12 protein-coding genes are annotated in these 16,979 nt (G+C 37.7%); 9 read left to right on the forward strand and 3 right to left on the reverse strand.

Annotated features, from left to right (window positions below; genetic code table 11):
• Positions 1-24: 24 nt before the first annotated feature.
• Together JM83_RS16425 and JM83_RS16430 are read right to left on the reverse strand one after the other, a co-directional pair.
• Positions 25-690: a PolC-type DNA polymerase III gene (locus JM83_RS16425; protein WP_144963191.1), complete on the reverse strand. Its 666-nt coding sequence runs from the start codon at positions 688-690 to the stop codon at positions 25-27.
• Complete coding sequence (locus JM83_RS16430; protein WP_144963192.1) at positions 690-2,606, reverse strand: DUF294 nucleotidyltransferase-like domain-containing protein; 1,917 nt, start codon at positions 2,604-2,606, stop codon at positions 690-692. The genes JM83_RS16425 and JM83_RS16430 overlap by 1 nt, the downstream gene beginning before the upstream one ends.
• Before the next feature lie 99 nt (positions 2,607-2,705).
• Here JM83_RS16430 and JM83_RS16435 point away from each other — a divergent pair, with 99 nt between their 5' ends.
• The 9 genes from JM83_RS16435 to acs all read left to right on the forward strand — a co-directional run bounded on the left by JM83_RS16435 (position 2,706) and on the right by acs (position 14,363).
• Positions 2,706-3,125 carry a helix-turn-helix domain-containing protein gene (locus JM83_RS16435; RefSeq protein ID WP_144963193.1) on the forward strand — a complete coding sequence of 140 codons (420 nt, stop codon included), beginning with the start codon at positions 2,706-2,708 and terminating at the stop codon, positions 3,123-3,125.
• A gap of 108 nt (positions 3,126-3,233) precedes the next feature.
• Entirely contained in the window at positions 3,234-4,481 is a 1,248-nt protein-coding gene (locus JM83_RS16440; RefSeq protein WP_261376839.1) for a hypothetical protein, read from the forward strand.
• A 12-nt stretch (positions 4,482-4,493) separates the two neighbouring features.
• A complete protein-coding gene (locus JM83_RS16445; protein ID WP_144963194.1) occupies positions 4,494-4,754 on the forward strand; it encodes a DUF4212 domain-containing protein in 261 nt (86 codons plus the stop codon).
• A 27-nt stretch (positions 4,755-4,781) separates the two neighbouring features.
• On the forward strand, positions 4,782-6,488 hold the full coding sequence (locus JM83_RS16450) for a sodium:solute symporter family protein (RefSeq protein ID WP_144963195.1): 1,707 nt from the start codon (positions 4,782-4,784) through the stop codon (positions 6,486-6,488).
• A 505-nt stretch (positions 6,489-6,993) separates the two neighbouring features.
• A complete protein-coding gene (locus tag JM83_RS16455; protein WP_144963196.1) occupies positions 6,994-7,188 on the forward strand; it encodes a hypothetical protein in 195 nt (64 codons plus the stop codon).
• Complete coding sequence (locus JM83_RS16460; protein ID WP_144963197.1) at positions 7,181-9,871, forward strand: sensor histidine kinase; 2,691 nt, start codon at positions 7,181-7,183, stop codon at positions 9,869-9,871. The genes JM83_RS16455 and JM83_RS16460 overlap by 8 nt, the downstream gene beginning before the upstream one ends.
• A gap of 15 nt (positions 9,872-9,886) precedes the next feature.
• Positions 9,887-10,252 (forward strand): response regulator transcription factor, encoded by a 366-nt coding sequence (locus JM83_RS16465; protein WP_144963198.1) that lies wholly within the window; start codon positions 9,887-9,889, stop codon positions 10,250-10,252.
• A 294-nt stretch (positions 10,253-10,546) separates the two neighbouring features.
• Positions 10,547-12,442, forward strand: coding sequence for an acetate--CoA ligase (locus JM83_RS16475; protein WP_144963200.1), 1,896 nt, complete (start codon positions 10,547-10,549; stop codon positions 12,440-12,442).
• A gap of 13 nt (positions 12,443-12,455) precedes the next feature.
• On the forward strand, positions 12,456-14,363 hold the full coding sequence (acs, locus tag JM83_RS16480) for an acetate--CoA ligase (RefSeq protein WP_144963201.1): 1,908 nt from the start codon (positions 12,456-12,458) through the stop codon (positions 14,361-14,363).
• Positions 14,364-14,806: 443 nt separating this feature from the next.
• Here the strand turns inward: acs and JM83_RS16485 are convergent, their stop codons facing one another.
• A complete protein-coding gene (locus JM83_RS16485; protein ID WP_144963202.1) occupies positions 14,807-16,948 on the reverse strand; it encodes a catalase in 2,142 nt (713 codons plus the stop codon).
• Positions 16,949-16,979 lie beyond the last annotated feature (31 nt).

The raw sequence follows: 16,979 nt of genomic DNA on the forward strand, positions 1-16,979 counted from the left end.
GATCTGGTGTCCCTTATTTACTTATTACAGTAAGCCATCTTTAAGTTTCCTTGTATAAAATAATGTGGAATAATTAAAATTGCCTTTGCGTTTTAAACGCGAAACTATTTTTAAAAATACCAATGCGGTAATATAAGAATCCCCTTGTGCTGTGTGCCTGTCATGTTTAGTTATATTGTACTCATCGCATAATGCGTCAAGCGAAAAGTGACCACCTTGACTATTCTGCAGTTTTTTATACAAGATACCAGTATCGATGGTCTTATTACTGAGTTTTGGAAGATTGTGGTTTTTTAGAGCGGTATTGATGATAGTTTCATCAAATGCAATATGATGTGCAATTAAAACTGCATTTTCCACATATTTCAAAAAGGCTGTGAGAGCATCGATCTCGTTCATTTTTTGAGTTTTGCCCTCTTTTAATATCCCGTGAATTTTTACGGTTTCCATATTGAATTTTTCTTGTTTAATGAAACATTCAAAACTATTGGCAATCTCTATCCTATTGTTGATAATACTTACGGCACCAATAGATAAAATTTTATCGTTTTTAGGGTCTAATCCTGTTGTTTCTGTATCGAAGGCTATAAACCTTGCCTCTTCAAAGAACCAGGGCGCTCTCTTCTTAAATAGATTCTTGAAACAAGTCCATATAGGTATATCCTTGTTATTTTTAGAGTTTGAAATCATTACATTATCTGCGATAATCTGTATCGTGTATTTATTAATTCCTGAACATTTTTAATAGCCTTAAAGCATCCTTTTAATCTTAATTTCTCTGCCTTGCCCAAGGTTTTAAGCTTTAGGTACCTTCCAGAGTTTTCATTGGTCAAGCCTTGTTCTAATTGGTAGCGTTTCAAAATTTTGAATGATTCGATACAGGATTCATAAAGCTCTTTATTTTGGGGTTCCAAATCTGCCAATGTTTGATAGCGTTCAATGGTATTGTTCTTGTCTATAATTTTATGTGAAAGAATTAATAACCTCGCAGCATCAATTAGTGGCATTAAAGTTCTTGCTTTTAAGTCGAACTGATCTTTGTTTTCCCCGTCTGACTCTACAATCAACTGTCTAAAAAAACCAATAGGAGGAGGATTTAGTAACGCATTTCTTCCCAAGTAGTTCAAGAATATTTCATAGGAATCGATGGATTTGAAAATGCTTTGAGAAAGTTCTGTTGAAAGCTCCTTATCTCCAAATAAAAAATTATAGTCGAAGAAGATAGTGCACATCATAATGCTGGTTTCTGAAGGTGTTTGTATCCACTTGATAAACTGATTTTTCCATTCATTCAGTGATAGGCACCATTTGGGATTACTCGCCATCATTTTAGATGGGCAATACTCAAACCCAATAGTGTTCAATTTTTCTGTTACTTTTTTTGATAATCCTAAAAAGTATGTTTTTGTTGCTGCATATGATTCTTGATCCACGTCCTGAAAAATCAAAGCATTGTCTTGATCTGTCATCAACAATTGCTCATTTCGGCCTTGGCTTCCCAATGCGAGCCAAGCAAATTTAGCCGGGGGAACATCATCCATTTCTTTTAAGGATAGTTCTATGGCTTTGAGTGTGACAGCTTTGTTTATTTCAGAAATTATATTTGATATAAACCTAATTGAGGTTTCTTGTTTTAGGTATTGGGGCAATAAGATGTTGGCGTTTTGTCGAGTGAGTTTTAACATAGCCGTATCTTGCGCTCTATTGATTTTTTTAATGATAGCGGAAGGGTTGTTGCCCCTTAGCACAACAATATCGTGTTCAGATAAGATTCCTTTTATTTCAGAATTCCTTGTTCCTGTTTTTGTGACGCATAAATGAGAAATAGTATGTTGCAGCATCCTTATTTGAGCCTCGGCCACGGTAATATTATCTGCCACCGTAATAACCGGGGTTGACATTATTTCTTTTGTGTTTTTATTGATCGAAACGATCCCAGTGGCAATTTTGGAACGTAGATCTTTATCTGTAATAATCCCTTTTGGTTTTTTATTTTCTTCAATAACAATGGACCCAACACGATATTTGGTCATAAGCTGAGCAGCTTCTTTTATCGAGGTATTTTCTTTACAAGTAACTGGATTTGTACTATAGGTAGCTAATTGACTGTCAAAATACAAAGCGCTCTTTTTAAGAACAGTGTCGTTGGCGAATAAGTCTGCCGCTACATTTTTTGAGTATGGGTTTTTTATGTTGGTTGAAAAACTTGCTATCAAAAACTTATTTGCCTTATCGTTTGTCTTGACAATTTCTTTAAATATTTCAATTGGAATGGCATAAATTATAGACTCTTCTTTAGCTAAGGCACTCATTAAATAATTGTCGTTTTGGATCAACGGGCGCAGTCCAAAAACATCGCCTTCATCACAAATATCAATTAATATGGAATCTTCCTCCATTCTTTTATATAGTTCAATAGCACCTTCTCCCACCACATAAAAGTGCTTGTGCGGCATATCGCCTTGAGAAAATAAGGACTGACCGATTTCCAGATAAATAACCCTAATGTGCGAAGTGATTTGTTGTAATTGATTTTTTTCAAGCACATTAAACGGGGGAAACTCTTTAAGAAAATCATAAATCCGTTGGGAGATTGTGTTGCTCACTGTATTTCTGATATTAATGGACTATTAATTTAATAAAATCTAAGCGTCTATTTATAATTAATTATGCTAAATTAATATATTTATACTAAATTAGTATATATGAAAATTGAGCTATGTCCGAATTGTGGTTCTGATAGGAACATTAAAAGTGGAATCGTAAACAATAGGCAACGATATAAGTGCAAGCAATGTAATTATTTCTTCTCTGTTAACAAGATCGGAAAGAAGATCGACGACTATTATGTAAACAAATCACTTCAGTTATATTTGGAGGGCTTGACCTATCGGGAAATCGAACGTATTTTAGGTGTCTCTCACGTAAGTGTTATGAACTGGGTAAAGAAATATAATATCAAACGCCCTACTAATACGAACTATCATCCAACCTATAAAATATTGAATGCTGTAGAGCTTGGAAAATACTTTGCCAATTCTGAAAACATTAAAGGAGCAGGTGCCGTGGTTACCGAGTTGGGGGATAAATTTATGCTTATAAAATGGGAGCGTTTCAAAGATTAAGTATACCTAATTAACGATTAAATATATTAATTTTTAATTAACAGATTGTTTTTCAGAGTTTAGCAGGGCACACAGAACCAATTGTTAACCAACTAAACTTTTAAAACATTGAGAAAACACACGCTGTTATTGATCGGGCTGTTCCTTGTGACCTTTCAATGTATGAATGCCCAAGGATCTCCTGATTACACAGGGGGGCTAAAATTCAACCTTAATGAGGACGGCTTAAAATATCTTCGGGTTATTTCTTGGGCACAAGTACAAGGAAACTATAATTTAGATGACACTTTTGATGCCAACGGAAATGAAAATAGTCCTTTCAATTTCACCCTTCGACGCGCTCGTGTTTTAATGTTTGCGCAAATTAATGAAGACTTTTTAATATTGACTCACTTTGGTCTTAACAGTTTAACAAGTGCAACACTAAGCCCTACGGGCAAAGGAGATGGCTCCCAACTCTTTTTTCACGATGTATGGGCACAATATAATCTGGGAGCAAATCACACTGTAGGTGGTGGATTGCATTATTTTAATGGGATTTCAAGATCGAACAATCAAAGTACTTTAAATACGATGACCATGGACAACCATCGTCAATCTTGGGCTACTTTGGGCTTAACAGATCAATTTGCACGTCACTTAGGGGTGTTTGCAAAAGGAAATTTTGATAAACTTCAGTATAGGGTAGCGATCAACGATGCATCTGCATCCTCATTGGATGGTCGAACTGCTGTGGCAGGTGGAGCTGCTGTCTATAATGGTCGTGCTTCATTGGGCTCTAAAGCTGCTGGCAAAATCTATGCTGGGTATTTCGATTATCACTTTCTTGACCAGGAATCCAATTTCTTGCCCTATAAAGTAGGAACATATCTTGGTGGAAAGAAAGTCTTTAATGTAGGGGCAGGTTTCTTTTTGCATCCCAAAGGTTCGGTAATAGATAATGGATCAGCTACCGCACCTGCTCTAGAAGGAGAAGATGTCTCTATTTTTGCTGTTGATGCTTTTTATGATGCCCCACTTGGTGAAGATGGAAGTGCTTTAACAGCTTATGTAGTTTTTCAATCCAGTGATTATGGAAAAAATTACTTGTTCAGCGCTTATGGCACTGGAAGTATGTTTTACGGTCACGTGGGATATGTTTTTAAGGGCGACACGGCTAAAACACGGTTCCAGCCCTACGTGAGTTATGGTGCGCATAGTTATGACGCGGTAAGCGATAACAGAAATACTTTGGGTATTGGTATAAACGCATTTATGAGTGGCCATAATTCAAAATTAACTTTGGAATATAAAAATGAAAATTTTGGGGCTATTGACTCAAACATTATTTCGCTTCAAGCGATGATCTATCTGTAAAACAAAAATATTATGTCTGAAAAACAAAAAAACGCAACGGCGTATTGGAAGGAAAACCTAAGATACTTGGCTATTCTTTTGTCCATTTGGTTTCTGGTTTCCTTTGTATTTGGAATCCTATTAGTAGATCAACTAAATACAATTAAAATGGGTGGGTTCAAACTAGGGTTCTGGTTTGCCCAACAAGGTTCAATATATGTATTTGTCATCCTCATATTCGTCTACATAAGATTGATGAACAAGCTTGATAAAAAATACGGTGTTGACGAATAAACTAACTAAAAATCAAACAAATATATTATGGGACTATTAACCTGGACCTGGATACTCGTAGGAATCACCTTTGCATTATACATAGGAATTGCAATTTGGGCTAGAGCGGGGTCATCAAAGGAATTTTATGTTGCAGGAGGTGGAGTACCGCCTATTATTAATGGTATGGCCACCGCTGCCGATTGGATGTCTGCTGCATCATTTATCTCACTGGCCGGGATTGTATCTTTTGGAGGGTATGATGGCTCTGTGTACTTAATGGGATGGACTGGAGGATATGTACTCTTGGCACTATTACTTGCGCCCTATTTAAGGAAATTTGGAAAATTTACAGTACCAGATTTTATTGGAGATAGGTATTATTCCAATGTTGCACGTATCGTTGCTGTAATTGCGGCATTGATCGTATCATTTACGTACGTAGCGGGTCAAATGAGGGGTGTGGGCATCGTATTCTCCAGATATCTGGAAGTAGATATCGATACCGGTGTTTATATTGGTATGGCAATCGTGCTTTTCTATGCCGTACTTGGAGGAATGAAAGGAATTACCTATACCCAAGTAGCACAATACTGTGTCCTTATTTTTGCATTTATGGTACCTGCGATCTTCATATCGTTTGAAATGACGGGAAATGTTATTCCACAATTGGGGTTTGGAGCCACAGGAGAAGATGGAGTATATTTGTTGGATAAGTTGGACGGTCTACACGCAGAACTTGGTTTTAGTGAATACACCACGGGAAGCAAATCCATGATAGATGTATTTGCTATAACACTGGCTTTAATGGCTGGAACAGCCGGATTACCTCATGTAATTGTCCGTTTTTTCACAGTACCTAGGGTAAGGGATGCGCGCAAGTCTGCTGGTTGGGCTTTACTTTTTATTGCCATTATGTATACAACAATTCCTGCCGTAGCAGTATTTGCAAGGGTCAACTTAATAGAAACAGTAAGCAATGAAAATTACGAAGAGCTTCCAGGGTGGTTTGCAAACTGGGAGAAGACAGGGCTCTTGGGATTTGAGGATAAAAACAATGATGGTGTAGTTCAATATGTTGCAGATAAGGAGGTCAATGAGCTTACAATAGATCGTGATATTATGGTGCTGGCCAATCCAGAAATAGCAAAACTACCTAATTGGGTAATTGCACTGGTAGGTGCTGGTGGACTGGCCGCGGCATTATCCACGGCTGCTGGACTCTTATTGGTAATTGCTTCTTCTATTTCCCACGATTTATTCAAAAGGATGATAATGCCGGAAATTACTGAAAAAGGCGAGCTTATCGCTGCCCGTCTTGCTGCTGCTGTAGCAGTTGTGATTGCAGGATACTTTGGGATCAATCCACCAGGATTTGTTGCCGCAGTCGTCGCCTTGGCCTTTGGGCTTGCGGCCGCTTCCTTTTTTCCTGCCATTGTATTGGGGATATTCGATAAACGAATGAATAAAGAAGGTGCTATTGCTGGTATGATTATAGGATTGGGGTTGATGTTGTTCTATATGTTAAAGTTTAAATTTGGAATTTTTGATGGAGGAAAGGAAGCAGTTGATGGATTAACATCTAGCTGGTGGTTCGGGATTTCTCCAGAAGGATTTGGAACTATTGCGATGTTTGTAAACTTTGTAATATCTGTAGTCGTTTCAAGAATGACACCTGCACCACCAGAGAACGTTCAGGATATTGTAGAAAATATCAGGATACCTTCAGGCGCGGGAGAAGCTACCGGGCATTAGAAATAAGAGTTTATTTTAAGTTTGATTAGTTAGACAGAAATCAGCATTGCAATTTTTGCAGTGCTGATTCCTTCATTCTAAACCACATAAATTTTTATCTTAGTAAGCGTAATAGTGTACTACTATTATATTTTAATTGGTATTTGGGCATGACCGCAAGGGTCGGGCTTTACGTTTCAATTCCTCGCACCTCCTTATAGTCAGGCTGCGGGATTTACACTGCAATCCCTCACGCAAAAAAAGTTGGAGGAATTAGATAAAATAAAAACCAACAAAAAATGCAATTAATGAGTTCAATAATAAACCAATATGCATGCCCGTTTTTACTCATAAAATTAAAATTATGAATAAATCGTCATGCTCAACTGGTTTCAGCATCTAATATGAATAGTACTATACACTCAATTTAGACCCTGAAACTCCCGAACGGTCGGGACAGGATGACGTCCAAATTTTAAAGTATGACTGTTTACGAATATATAATAAACCAATTAACAAAGTACTAATGAAGAAACGCCACGAGCAAAAACTAATCGTCCTTTCCATTGCTTTGTTTTTATTGTTCAACGTACCTTTTGTCTTAATTTTTAATTTTGAAGGAGCGGTATTTGGCATTCCTGTTTTTTACTTTTCCATATTCTCTATTTGGTTGCTTTCTATTATTATTTCAGGCATTGTGTTAAAACGACATTATGAATAATTACGCACTCATAATTATTATTGTCGTGTATTTGGCGGTGTTATTCTATATTGCCTTTCTTGCTGAAAAAAAGAAGAAAAGCAAATGGGTAAACAATCCTTATGTGTACACCTTGTCCTTGGCCGTTTATTGTTCTGCTTGGACGTATTACGGCAGCGTTGGCATCGCGGCAAATACTGGTATTGATTTTTTGCCTATTTATTTGGGCCCTGTAATTGCTGTGCCACTATGGATTATAGTACTTAGAAAAGTTATAAGAATCTCCAGACAGAACAAAATTTCATCCATAGCAGATTTTATTTCGCTGCGCTACGGAAACAATAGATTTTTAGGCGCACTTGTTACTGTAGTTTGCCTCTTGGGCACATTGCCGTATATCTCTCTGCAACTGAAAGCCATCTCCGAAACCTTTGAAATCATGGCAGACAGCACGAGCTATACTTCAACAAATGTCCTAGATGACTCTACATTTTATGTGGCGCTACTTTTAGCCATATTTGCAACGTTCTTTGGTACGCAAAAAGCAGATGCTTCTGAAAAACACACAGGAATAATAGCTGCAGTAGCTTTTGAATCTGTATTAAAATTAGTGTTCTTTTTGGTCATCGGGTTTTATGTAACCTTTTATTTATTTGATGGTACAACAGACATTTATAATCAAATAGCCACAGTAGACAACTTTAAAGAACTTACCAGTCTTTCAGGATTGGAAGATGGGTTTAATTGGTTTTTTATGATTGGATTGTCCTTTATGGCAATTTTTTTATTGCCAAGACAATTTCAAGTTGCAGTATTAGAAAACAATCGAGAAAAATATTTAAAAAAGGCGATTTGGTTGTTTCCGCTATATTTATTGTTGTTCAATGTGTTTGTTATTTTTATTGCCTGGGCCGGAAAATTAACTTTTGGAGATACTGGAAATGCAGAATATTACACCCTGTTGCTACCGCTGGAAAATGGCAATTCCTTTCTTGCAACTTTAGTTTTTCTTGGTGGATTTTCTGCGGTAATTTCCATGGTTGTGGTGTCCACATTGGCATTGTCCATTATGGTAAGTAACAACCTTATTATTCCCTATGGGTTTTTAGATAAATTTATTAAAAATCAAACAGAACGTAATGCGAAGTATATTAAGAACATTCGTCGTATCTCTATTTTTACTATTATCATAATAGCTTATTTCTTCTACATTTCTTTTTCAAAAGAATTGTCTTTGTATTCCATAGGTCTAATTTCCTTTGTGATTATTGCGCAACTAGCGCCTTCTTTTTTTATTGGGCTGTTCTGGAATCGTGGCTCGTCAAAAGGGGCAATAATTGGTATCATCATTGGTTTTTGTATTACGGTTTACACTCTGGTACTGCCTTTCACTTTGGCAGCTTATACAGGAACAGACAATTTTACCCAATATGGATTGAATGGCATTTCGGCACTTAAACCCTATGCGCTCTTTGGTATCGATTTTTTAAGTCCACCAGCCCATGCTTTTTTTTGGAGTCTGTTATTTAATTTATTTGGCTATTTAGTGTTTTCAATTATATCAAAAGGTAACTATAGAGAACGTAATTATGCCGAAATGTTTGTAGATAGCAAGAACTTTTCTGCATTACAGGACAATGCATTGGTTTGGAAGGGAGAAGCTTATGTAGCTGATATTAAAAATGTACTTGTAAGGTTTCTGGGAGAGAAAAATGCATCCAGGGCTTTAAAACTCTTTTTTACCAAATATAAATTACCATTGGATACACAATTAGCCGATGCGAGATTGATTAATTTTTCTGAAAAGTTGCTTACCGGAAGTATAGGGAGCGCTTCCGCAAAAATTTTAATAGCTGGTGTAGTAAAAGAAGAACAGATAAGTCTTATTGAAGTACTTAGAATATTGGAAGAGTCCAAAGAGAACATTGTAAGCAATAAAATGCTTCTTGAGAAGTCAAAAGAGTTATCTCAACTGTCTTCCAAATTAAAAGATGCAAATAAGGAACTTGTGGATAAGGATAAACAAAAAGATGAGTTTTTGGATACTGTGGCCCACGAACTAAAAACGCCTATTACAGGGATCAGGGCAGCTACAGAACTTTTGATGGATGATGAAGATGATATGCCTATAGAAATTAAAAAACAGTTTCTTGCCAACATCCTTCAAGATTCAGATAGGTTAGGGCGTCTCATCAATAATATCCTGGATTTTGAAAAGCTGGAATCGGGACGTTCAAGTTTGGATATGAACTACCTTGATATTCAGGAGACGATCAAAAAAGCTGTGGCAAACATGCAGCATATAGCTGCTAAAAAGGGTATTACCATAGACATTAAAAATGAGCAGCGTTTCAAGTTGGATTATGATGAAGATAGGATCCTTCAGGTTTTTACCAACTTAATTTCGAATGCTATAAAGTTTTGCAAACCTGTATCTGGAAGCATTGAGATAGATTACAAGTTAGGAAATGACGTGTTGGAAATATCCGTAAGGGATAATGGCAAGGGTATTCCAATCGAAGATATTGAGCATGTTTTTGATAAATTTTATCAATCGCAACATCAAAATACCATCAAGCCAGAAGGTAGTGGCCTAGGGCTTGCGATCACAAAACAAATTATAGAAAAACACCACGGTAAAATTTGGGTGGATAAGAAGATAAAAACAGGAGCAAAATTTGTTTTTACCTTGCCAATTAACTAACTTTCACACTGATATATGAAGTATAAGATTTTAATTGTTGATGATGAGCCTAATATAGTAATGTCCTTGGAATATGCCTTTAAAAAGAAAGGTTTTGAGGTATATATAGCAAGGGATGGCGGCGAGGCAATGGAGATTTTAAAAAACAACGTTCCAGATATTGTGTTACTTGATATTATGATGCCCAATGTAGATGGATATCAAACACTAAAACACATAAAAATCACGGCGGGCTTGGAAGCTACAAAAGTAGTTTTCTTAACCGCAAAAAATAAAGCTTCAGATATTGAAAAGGGTTTAAAACTTGGAGCAGATAAATATTTGATCAAACCTTTTTCAGTAAAAAAAATAGTTTCAGAAATTCTGGAACTTGTGGCTTAAAATTAGTCTTATAAGTCTTTTTAAATATTGGTTTTGTGTGCAAACAAACGATGTTTAATTAAAATTTTAAGACGTGAATTATCAAATAAAACCGCGTACATCAGATATTCTTATTGTTATCTATGTTGTACTCACTTTATTTTATAGAATAAAGTTTGAAAACGAAGCAGGCGTAACCGCATTACAATCTCTTGTAATTGGTTTATGTCTTATTGCAATGCCTTGGTCCCTTATAAAACTAAAGGTACTTAATCCCAATTGGTTCGGTCTATTTAATCTTAAAAGTTCAGGATAATGAATTATTCAGCTTTTTATAGGGAAAGTATTGACTATCCAGAACGTTTTTGGCAGGCACAAGCTAGCGAATTAGCATGGCACAAAATGCCCGGTACCATCTTGTCCAAGGACAAGTATGACTATGATCAATGGTTTGAAGACGGCGAACTCAACTTGAGTTATTTGTGTATGGACAAACATATCAAAGATGGATTTGGGTCTCAAAATGCCATTATTTATGACTCTCCAGTAACAAACACAAAAAAGCATATTACCTTTTATGAGCTGCACAAAGAAGTTTCTAAACTTGCTGGGGGGTTACAAAGTTTGGGGCTCAAAAAAGGAGATACAGCCATTATCTATATGCCCATGATCCCACAGGCGGTATATGCAATGTTGGCGTGCGCCAGAATTGGCGTTATTCACTCTGTGGTATTCGGTGGATTTGCCCCTCACGAACTGGCGATCCGTATAGACGATTGCAAACCCAAGGCAATTATCACGGCTTCAAATGGAATAGAAATAGAACGCGTTATTCCTTATAAACCTTTTGTAGATGAGGCTTTTGCGAAAGCGAAACACAAACCAGAGCACGTTATTGTTTTTGACAGAAACCAAGGTGTAGAAATTCCGAAGAAGGAGTATGATGTAGATTATGCCACTTTAGTGGAGGCATCCGGTTCCATTGAAGCGGTTCCAGTAACATCGCCACACCCTTCTTATATTTTGTACACCTCTGGAACTACGGGAACCCCAAAAGGAATTGTTAGAGATACGGGCGGCTATGCAACCGCTTTAAAATTTTCCATGAAATACATCTATGGTTTAGAGGAAGGAGATACGTTTTGGGCGGCAAGTGATGTGGGGTGGGTTGTGGGTCATAGCTATATAGTATATGGCCCGTTGTTGAATAGGAATACTACTATTTTATTTGAAGGCAAACCTATAAAAACACCAGATGCTTCTACCTTTTGGCGTGTGATTAGTGAGCATAATGTAAAAGTGATGTTTACGGCACCCACTGCTATTAGAGCTATTAAAAAGGAAGATCCAAATGGAAAGTTTCTCAAGCAATTTGATATGTCCTGTTTAAAATACCAGTTTTTGGCAGGAGAACGATGCGATGTAGCGACTTTAACTTGGACACAAGAAAAATTAAAAGTACCGGTAATCGATCATTGGTGGCAAACGGAAAGTGGTTGGCCAATGCTGGCCAATATGGTTGGTGTGCAATTACAACCTATAAAACCTGGCTCTGCAAGTTTTCCTGTTTGTGGGTACGACATTCAAATATTAAATGAAGAAGGAAAAGAAGTTGAAGCGGGAGTTGAAGGATACGTTACGGCAAAATTACCATTACCACCAGGAACCTTAAGTAATCTATGGGGAAATCCCAAGCGTTTTAAATTAGGTTATTTGGACCACTTTCCGGGATATTATTTTTCAGGAGATGGCGGTTATAAGGATGAAGATGGCTATGTGTTTATCACTGGACGTGTAGATGATATCATTAATGTGGCTGGACATAGGTTATCTACAGCCGAAATGGAAGAGATTGTATCCTCGCATACATCTGTTGCAGAATGTGCGGTTTTTGGCATCCATTGTGATTTAAAGGGGCAAAAGCCTTTAGGACTTATAGTTTTAAAATCAGGTGAAGTCTCGAAAGGTGCCATTATTCAAAATGAAATCATTCAAGAAGTTCGTAAAGAGATAGGGGCGGTTGCATCCTTTAGAGATGTACTGGTCGTTAAACGATTGCCAAAAACACGCTCTGGAAAAATCCTGCGAAAATTATTGCGCAATATCGCCGATGAATATCAATATAATACGCCGTCTACTATTGACGATGTATCCATTATAGAAGAAATAAAATCAATATATCGAGCCCAAAATATCGGAATTCATAAATAAAAAAATATTAGTAATGAGCAATTACCATATAAAACATTTAGAAGAATATTATCAAGTATACAGGAAATCTGTCCGCTATCCTGAATCCTTCTGGGAAGAAATAGCCGAAGAACATTTTCTATGGCGCAAAAAATGGGACAAGGTTCTAAGTTGGGATTTTAAGAAACCGGAAGTAAAATGGTTTGAAGGCGCAAAATTGAATATTACCGAGAATTGCATCGATAGGCATTTAGCTACAAGAGGAGATAAAACAGCTATTTTATTTGAACCCAATGGCCCAAAGGAAACTGTGCAACATATTACCTATAAAGACTTATACCATCGTGTAAATAAGTTTGCAAATGTCTTGAAAACCAAAGGAATTAAAAAAGGGGACAGAGTTTGTATTTATCTACCCATGATTCCAGAATTGGCTGTTTCGGTATTGGCATGTGCCCGTATTGGGGCTATACATTCTGTCGTGTTTGCAGGATTTTCATCTATAGCATTAGCTACTAGAATTAATGATTCTGATTGTAAGATGGTGATCACATCAGATGGATCCTATCGCGGTATTAAGGCCATTGATTTAAAAGGGATTGTAGATGAAGCCTTGGAAGATTGCAACTGCGTAGATACTGTTTTGGTGGCAAAGCGCATTAACACTAACATCGATATGAAGGAGGGGCGAGATGAATGGCTTCAACCTTTATTAGACGACGCTTCGGACCAACTTGTCGCAACGGTTATGGATGCTGAAGATCCTTTATTTATATTATATACTTCGGGTTCTACTGGAATGCCAAAAGGAATGGTACATACTATCGCTGGGTATATGGTTTACAGCGCCTATACTTTTAAGAATGTTTTTCAGTATAAAGAAGATGATATTTATTGGTGCACAGCAGACATTGGTTGGATAACAGGACATAGTTACATCGTTTATGGGCCATTAGCAAATGGAGCAACAACTGTTATGTTTGAAGGAATACCTAGCTACCCAGATCATGGTCGTTTTTGGGAGATTGTACAAAAACATAAAATCACTCAATTTTACACAGCGCCAACGGCTATTAGAGCACTGGCCAAGGAAGGTGTAGAACACGTTGAAAAGTATGATTTGTCCTCCCTAAAGGTTTTGGGAACCGTTGGTGAGCCTATTAACGAAGAAGCTTGGCATTGGTATGATGACAATATTGGCAAAAAAAAATCCCCTATTATTGATACTTGGTGGCAAACTGAAACTGGAGGTGTAATGATAACCCCCATTCCTTTTTGTACGCCAACAAAACCAACATACGCAACACTTCCGTTTATCGGTGTTCAACCAGCACTCATGGATGAGAATGGAAAAGAAATAATGGGAAATCAAGTGGATGGTCGCTTGTGTATAAAATTCCCTTGGCCTAGTATTGCGAGGACCATTTGGGGAAATCATCAACGCTATAAAGACACCTACTTTTCAGCTATTGAAAACATGTATTTCACTGGAGATGGAGCACTTAGGGATGAAGTAGGTTATTATAGAATAACAGGACGTGTGGATGATGTAATTATTGTTTCGGGACATAACTTGGGGACTGCACCTATAGAAGATGCAATTAATGAACATCCAGCAGTTGCAGAAAGTGCGATAGTAGGCTTCCCTCACGATGTAAAAGGAAATGCGTTGTACGGTTATGTAACCTTAAAGGAAACCGGTGAAAGTAGAATTCACGATAATTTAAGAAAGGAAATCAATCAAATTATAACCGAACAAATAGGGCCAATCGCCAAGCTGGACAAAATTCAATTTACCAATGGATTACCAAAGACGCGCTCTGGAAAAATCATGCGCCGTATTCTTAGAAAAATAGCAAGTAAGGATACTGGTAATTTGGGGGATACAAGCACACTCTTAAACCCTGAATGTGTTCAAGATATAATGGAGAATGTCTTATAGGCTTTATGGATGTTTGGGCAATAAAGTAATTGGAATATTTGATATTATTTGTATCAATCCAAGATCCATAAACGCTAAAATATATTGATGTTTACCTATGTTGTACTCATCATGAAAGAGGGTATGTCAAATATGAATGTAACTGTTGGAAATGAAGTAGCAGGAACGATATTTGAGCTTGTAAGTTCTAGGTTGTGGATCCAAGGTTTTGAATTGTGACTCATTAAGCTATCTCGATGCGGGCATACAAGGTATTGTAATGAGGACTTGTGTTTTATGCAAAAAAGAAGGTTAAAACCGCTGCCAAAGAAATCTATTAGCCAAACTTTAGAAATCTGCTGTATGGAACCCCAATATTTACCTATTGCCCGGGTTCACCAAAATAGAAATAAAAGAAAAAACCATCCCCTCGGATGGTTTTTAAATTTCGAAAAATTTATGATTTACACCGGGATAGCATCTGTAATACTTCTTCGTTCCCAATTTCGGTGTTTCGCCATACTTTTCTTGAAGGCTTCCGGTTTGTCATTTACATGAATGGCCTTGTCCTTCATATGGTCTTTTACAAAAGAAGCTTTTAACAAGCGCTCCCCTTCTCCATCCGCGGCAATCGCCTTGCAATATTTAAAAGTTTCATTTGTGAATTTAACGAATTTAGATTGTTTCAACAGCGCATCTACCGAAGCTTTTCCGCCTGGAATATAGAGGGCATCAAAAAGCACACTTTCCGTGGTCATGATCGCAGCATCTACCTTGTGTTCTTTCTTGTCGGAATCCTTTACGGTGCCCCCATGCGGCGCAACCACTTTTGCCATGGCTCCTTCTTTCTCTAGCATGGTTTTCATCGCTTTAAAGCTTTTGGCATCAAAACCATCTGCCACTAAAACAGCAACTTGCCGGGTAGCAATGCTATCGAATTTTGTTTTCGATTGACTTAAAGCTGGCGAAGCATCCAGATAATTTTTCTTAGGTCCCGGTTCGTGCTTTTTAGGGTCGGCATCGGCACCAATAGCCTGATTAATTGGTTTCTCGATACTTTTAGGAATTTTCATCCCTAAACCTTCCGCTACTTTTTTGGCAAGGTCTTTATCTATTTGAGCAATAAGCCACAACATCCGCTCTTTAATATGATCTTGCTCGCATTTCCCTAACTCAAATGTATAGGCCCCTACTACGTGTTCCTGTTCCCATGGCGCTAAACTGCGGTAAAAGAGCGCAGGTTGTGAGAAGTGGTCGCTAAAGCTTTCACTGCGGGTACGGATTTTTTTAGCATCGATACGCTCCTCATACGAATGAAAAGCTCCTTCAGACATTTTTGCCAAATGCGGACAGCCTCCGGTTAACGAGTTTGGGAAATAAGCCGTTTGTCCCTTCGGGATACTGGTTTGCATGTGTCCATCCCGCTGGTTGTTGTGGATAGGCACCACCGGGCGATTGATAGGGATTTGATGAAAATTAGGAGATCCCAATCGAGAAAGTTGTGTGTCTCTATAGGAGAACAAACGACCTTGCAAGAGTGGGTCGTTGGTAAAGTCTATTCCCGGCACTATATGGCCCGGTAAAAAGGCTACCTGCTCGGTTTCAGCAAAGAAATTTTCAGGGTTTCTGTTTAATGTCATTTTTCCAACGATAGTTACAGGAACCATTTCTTCAGGAATCAGTTTCGTTGGATCCAACAAATCGAAATCATATTTGTGCTCATCTGCTTCAGGAACTATCTGCATTCCCAATTCCCATTCTGGATATTGTCCCGCTTCAATAGCATCCCATAAATCACGACGATGGAAATCGGCATCGGCGCCATTGATCTTCACGGCTTCTTCCCAGGTAACGGAATGCACTCCCAAAACAGGTTTCCAATGAAATTTCACAAAATGGGACTCGCCTTTCTTGTTGATCAATCTAAATGTATGTATCCCAAAGCCTTCCATCATCCTTAAACTACGAGGAATGGCACGATCACTCATCAGCCAAATATGGTTATGTAAGGTTTCGGTGCTAAGGGAAACAAAATCGTAAAAAGTATCATGGGCAGACGCTGCCTGCGGGATTTCTTTATTAGGTTCGGGTTTTACCGAATGGATCAGATCTGGAAATTTCATGGCATCTTGAATAAAGAAGATAGGCATATTATTACCCACTAAGTCCCACGTGCCTTCCTCGGTATAAAATTTAACCGCAAAACCCCGAACATCACGTGCCAAATCTGGAGAGCCCTTAGAACCTGCAACGGTAGAAAAACGCACGAATACGGGTGTTTTTCTGTTAGTATCAGTAAAAATACCTGCCTTGGTATATTTAGACATGTCTTTGGACAACTCAAAATAGCCATGCGCCCCACTTCCACGAGCGTGCACAATTCGTTCTGGAATTCGTTCATGATCAAAACGAGTGATTTTTTCTCGAAGCAGAAAATCTTCGAGCAAGGTTGAACCCCTTTCCCCAGCTTTTAATGAGTTGTTGGTGTCATTTACCTTAAGACCTTGATTGGTGGTCATGGTGGTATTTTCCATTTCCCAATGATCTTTTTTTAAGTCCTCAATTTTTTTGGTGTTGGATGAAGATTGTTTGGTTTTCTTTGCCATTTTTTTAATTTTAGTTGGTATAATATTTTTG

The sequence above is a fragment of the Gillisia sp. Hel_I_86 genome, assembly GCF_007827275.1.
In the GTDB taxonomy this organism is placed as follows: Bacteria; Bacteroidota; Bacteroidia; order Flavobacteriales; family Flavobacteriaceae; genus Gillisia.

Bases quoted from the DNA above. Each gene is read 5' to 3' on its own strand.
- JM83_RS16425 (WP_144963191.1), bottom strand. From the start codon at position 690: ATGATTTCAAACTCTAAAAATAACAAGGATATACCTATATGGACTTGT.
- JM83_RS16435 (WP_144963193.1), top strand. From the start codon at position 2,706: ATGAAAATTGAGCTATGTCCGAATTGTGGTTCTGATAGGAACATTAAA.
- JM83_RS16445 (WP_144963194.1), top strand. From the start codon at position 4,494: ATGTCTGAAAAACAAAAAAACGCAACGGCGTATTGGAAGGAAAACCTA.
- JM83_RS16450 (WP_144963195.1), top strand. From the start codon at position 4,782: ATGGGACTATTAACCTGGACCTGGATACTCGTAGGAATCACCTTTGCA.
- JM83_RS16455 (WP_144963196.1), top strand. From the start codon at position 6,994: ATGAAGAAACGCCACGAGCAAAAACTAATCGTCCTTTCCATTGCTTTG.
- JM83_RS16460 (WP_144963197.1), top strand. From the start codon at position 7,181: ATGAATAATTACGCACTCATAATTATTATTGTCGTGTATTTGGCGGTG.
- JM83_RS16465 (WP_144963198.1), top strand. From the start codon at position 9,887: ATGAAGTATAAGATTTTAATTGTTGATGATGAGCCTAATATAGTAATG.
- JM83_RS16475 (WP_144963200.1), top strand. From the start codon at position 10,547: ATGAATTATTCAGCTTTTTATAGGGAAAGTATTGACTATCCAGAACGT.
- acs (WP_144963201.1), top strand. From the start codon at position 12,456: ATGAGCAATTACCATATAAAACATTTAGAAGAATATTATCAAGTATAC.
- JM83_RS16485 (WP_144963202.1), bottom strand. From the start codon at position 16,948: ATGGCAAAGAAAACCAAACAATCTTCATCCAACACCAAAAAAATTGAG.